The organism is Streptomyces fuscigenes, from assembly GCF_021556455.1.
Classification (GTDB): Bacteria; Actinomycetota; Actinomycetes; order Streptomycetales; family Streptomycetaceae; genus Streptomyces; species Streptomyces fuscigenes.
Genome location: NZ_JAKGCV010000470.1, coordinates 1 through 4,144 on the forward strand (window position 1 = coordinate 1; position 4,144 = coordinate 4,144).

At 74.0% G+C, this 4,144-nt stretch carries 3 protein-coding genes; all 3 read left to right on the forward strand.

Annotated features, from left to right (window positions below; genetic code table 11):
• On the forward strand, positions 1 to 1,171 hold a 1,171-nt coding region (locus tag L1885_RS24755), incomplete at its 5' end, for a glycoside hydrolase family 38 C-terminal domain-containing protein (RefSeq protein WP_235799395.1).
• A 255-nt stretch (positions 1,172 to 1,426) separates the two neighbouring features.
• The gene (locus tag L1885_RS24760; protein ID WP_235799396.1) at positions 1,427 to 2,281 is read left to right on the forward strand and encodes an LLM class flavin-dependent oxidoreductase; all 855 of its coding nucleotides are present in this window, start codon (positions 1,427 to 1,429) and stop codon (positions 2,279 to 2,281) included.
• A 275-nt stretch (positions 2,282 to 2,556) separates the two neighbouring features.
• Positions 2,557 to 4,143, forward strand: a complete 1,587-nt coding sequence (gene hpnR / locus L1885_RS24765; protein WP_235799397.1) for a hopanoid C-3 methylase HpnR — start codon at positions 2,557 to 2,559, stop codon at positions 4,141 to 4,143.
• Position 4,144: the final 1 nt, after the last annotated feature.

Below are 4,144 nucleotides of genomic sequence, written 5' to 3' on the forward strand. Positions count from 1 at the left end.
CCCCTCGGGCGGCACGGAGCTGGTCTTCAACGCCGCTCCGCACGCACGCGGCGGGGTCGCGGCCGGCGCCGCCGCGCCGGCCCCCGCGAGCGTCCCGGCGGAGCCGGCCCCCCGCGCGGGCGGCGGGTTCGTCCTCGACAACGGGTTGCTGCGGGTGGAGATCGACGCGCGGGGCCTGGTCGTGTCCGCGTACGACATCGGCGGTGACCGCGAGGCGATCGCGCCCGGCGAGGCGGCGAACCTCCTCCAGTTGCACCCCGACTTCCCCAACCAGTGGGACGCCTGGGACGTCGACAAGTTCTACCGCAACACCGGCACCGACCTCACGGCCGTCGACGAACTGAGCGCGGACGGCGGCGCGGTGCGGGTCGTGCGGGGCTTCGGCAGCTCGCGCGTCACGCAGTCGCTCTCCCTGCCGGGCGGCGTGAAGCGGCTCGACATCGACACCGAGGTCGACTGGCACGAGACGGAGAAGTTCCTCAAGCTGGCCTTCCCGCTCGACGTCAAGGCCGACCGGTACGCGTCCGAGACGCAGTTCGGCCACGTCCACCGCCCGACCCATCAGAACACGAGCTGGGAGTGGGCGAAGTTCGAGGCCTGCAACCACCGGTTCGTGCATCTGGAGGAGCCCGGCTGGGGCGTCGCGCTCGTCAACGACTCCACCTACGGGCACGACGTCACCCGCCAGGTCCGCACCGGAGCGGGCGCGGGCACGACGACGACGGTGCGGGCCTCGCTGCTGCGCGCGCCCCGCTATCCGGACCCGGAGACGGACCAGGGCGTGCACCGCTTCCACCACGCGCTCGCGCCCGGCGCCACCATCGGCGACGCCGTCCGCGAGGGCTACCGCGCGAACCTGCCCGAGCGCCACGTCACGGGCAGCGCCGAGGTGGCACCCCTCGTGAGCGTCGACAACGACGCCGTCGTCGTCAGCGCCGTGAAGCTCGCCGACGACCGCAGCGGCGACCTGGTCGTGCGGGTCTACGAGGCGAACGGCGGGCGCGCCCGTGCGACCGTGTCCGTCGCGGGCCGGCCCCTCGGCGGGGTGGCCCGGACGGACCTGCTGGAGCGCCCGCTGGCGGACGCCGAGCGGCCCGCGGTCACCGCGGAGGGCGTCGAACTGGCGCTTCGGCCCTTCGAGATGGTCACGCTCCGCCTCGCGCGCGCCTGAGGGCGGGAGCCGGCCCCCGGCAGTCCTCGCGAGCCGTCCCCGTCCCCGCTCCGCGCGGGGCGGGGACGGCCGCGCGCGTCCCCGCCGGCCGCGGCCCGGCGCCCCGCCGCCCGCCCGCGGCCGGCCACCGGCCCGCCGAGGGCACCGGCGCGCTTCGTTGACCTGCCCGGGTGCGACCGGAAGATTGTGGGCGCTGTGCGCCGCGCCGCGGTCCCGGCGGCCGGCCCTCCCCCCACGAACGAAGGAGAACGGTCGATGAAGATCGGTATCGGACTGCCCAACCACGTGCGGGGCGCGCGTGCCGAGATCCTCCCGGAGTGGGCACGCCGGGCCGAACAGGCGGGCTTCTCCTCGCTCGGCACCATCGGCCGCATCGCCTACCCCGGCGTCATGGACACGGTCGCCCTCGCGGCGGCGGCCGGCGCCACCAGCCGCATCGGGCTGGTCACGTCGATCCTGGTCGCGCCGACCTGGCCGGCCACCCTCCTCGCCAAGGAGGTGGCGTCCGTCGACGGCGTCTCCGGCGGGCGGCTCACGCTCGGCATCGGTCTCGGCGGGCGGCCCGACGACTTCACGGTCGAGGGGCTGGGCCCCCGGGGCCTCGGCAGGCGCCTGGACCGCGACGTCGAGACGTACAAGAGGCTGTGGGCCGGAGGCAACGTCGAGGGCAGCATCAACCCCGCGGTCCCCGACGGCACCCGGTCCGTCCCGCTCCTGTTCGGCGGCATGGCCCAGGCCGCGTTCGACCGGGTGGCACGGCACGGCGAGGGCTACCTCGGCGCGGCCGTTCCTCCTCCCATGCTCGCGCCCGCGTTCGACGGAGTCCGTGCCGCCTGGCGGGCGGCGGGCCGCTCGGGTGACCCCCGGTTCGTCGCGATCACGTACTTCGCGTTCACCGACGTGGACAGGGGGCGCGAGAACGAGCGGGACTACTACAGCGTGATGGGCGACGAGATGGCGAACGCCGTGGCACAGGGCGTCAGCGGAGGCGCGGACGCGGTCCGCGCGACCCGTGCCGCGTTCGAGGAGATCGGCACCGACGAGCTGATCTTCCTTCCGAGCACGGACGACATCGACGACATCGGGCACCTGGCCGACACGGTGCTCTGACCCGTGACCGTCGTCGCCGTCCCCGACTCCCGCGGGCCGCGGGGGTCGAGGACGCGCGTCCCGGCGGGTCCGCCGCGAACGGGCGTTCATGTGCCGGCGCCCCGCCGCCGGGCCGCGGGGGCACCCGGCGGGGTCGGCGCGGACGGCCGGTCACCCGCGGGCGGCCGCGGCCCGGCCCGCGCCGGGGCCGGTCACCGCCGGACGGACGTACGTCCGTTTACATCGCATCCGAGGTGGTATATCGGGTTCGCCCCCAATCCACCGCCGAGGTGACCATGCGCCTGCTTCTCGTCCATCCGAGCGCCCTGCTGTACTCCGAGATCTTCCTGCGACTCGAACCGCTGGGGCTGGAGCGTGTGGCGGGCGCCGCCCGCGCCGCCGGGCACGAGGTCCGCGTGGTCGACCTGCAGGTGCTCGACATCCGGGCGCTCGCCGCCGAGGTCCGCTCCTTCCGCCCCGAGGCGCTCGGCATCTCCCTGAACTACCTGGCCAACATCCCGGAGGCCATCGACATCTCCCGTGCCGTCAAGCGCGAGGTGCCGGGCTGCTACGTCTTCCTCGGTGGCCACAGCGTGTCCTTCGTCGCCGGCGACGTGCTGGAACAGGCGCACGGCGCCGTGGACGCGGTGATCCGCGGCGAGGGCGAGCCGGCCGTGGTCTCCCTGCTGGAGGCCGTACGGGACGGAGGCGGCGTCGAGGGCGTGCCGGGCGCCGTCACGAAGGACGGCCGGGGGCCCGCGCCGGTCATGCTGCACTCGATCGACAGCCCCATGCCCGCCCGCGACCTGATGCGGCACCGCCGCAAGTACTTCATCGGCGAGCTGGACCCCTGCGCGTCCATCGAGTTCACCCGGGGATGCCCCTGGGACTGCTCGTTCTGCTCGGCCTGGACGTTCTACGGCCGCAGTTACCGCAAGGCCTCCCCGGAGGCGGCCGGCCACGAGATGGCGAGCATCAAGGAGCCGAACGTCTTCATCGTGGACGACGTGGCCTTCATCCGGCCGGAGCACGGCCACGCCATCGCCTCCGAACTCGAACGGCGCCGGATCAAGAAGCGCTACTACCTGGAGACGCGCAGCGACGTCCTGCTGCGCAATGAGGAGGTCTTCCAGCGCTGGGCGCGGCTCGGGCTGACCTACATGTTCCTCGGCATGGAGGCCATCGACGCGGACGGCCTGGACAAGTACCGCAAGCGCGTCAGCCCGGACGAGAACTTCCGCGCCCTGGAGAAGGCCCGCAAGCTCGGCATCAACGTCGCCATCAACCTGATCGTCGACCCCGCGTGGGACGAGGAGCGCTTCCGCGTCGTCCGCGAGTTCGCCCTGGCCGTCCCGGAGATCGTGCACCTCACGGTCATGACGCCGTACCCGGGGACGGAGATCTGGCACACCGAGGCGCGCCGCCTGACGACCCGCGACTACCGGCTGTTCGACATCCAGCACGCCGTCGTGCCGACGAAACTGCCGCTGGAGGACTTCTACCGGGAGCTGGTCCGCACCCAGGCCGTCATCAACCGCAAACACCTGGGCCTGCGCACGGCCTTCGGCGCGATGCGGGTCCTCGGCGGCAACCTCGCGCGGGGACAGACGAACTTCGCACGCATGCTCTGGAAGTTCAACCGCGTCTACAACCCCGGCCGACAGCTGTCCGACCACCGCCGCGGCGTGCGCTACGAGCTGCCGCTGCCACCGGCCGTGGCCCGGCCGGAGATCGGGGACAGGCGCACGCTCTACGTGCACACCCGGCCGCCCGCCGCCGACCGGGCCGTGGCCGCCAAGGCGGCCCGGGAGCGGGCCGTCGTGGAGGGCCCGGTCGCCGGCGGGGAGCGGCAGGCCCCGGAGCCGGGCACCGAGCCGGCCTGAC

Excerpts from the sequence above, each read along its gene's own strand:
- L1885_RS24760 (WP_235799396.1), top strand. The coding sequence starts at position 1,427 with ATGAAGATCGGTATCGGACTGCCCAACCACGTGCGGGGCGCGCGTGCC.
- hpnR (WP_235799397.1), top strand. The coding sequence starts at position 2,557 with ATGCGCCTGCTTCTCGTCCATCCGAGCGCCCTGCTGTACTCCGAGATC.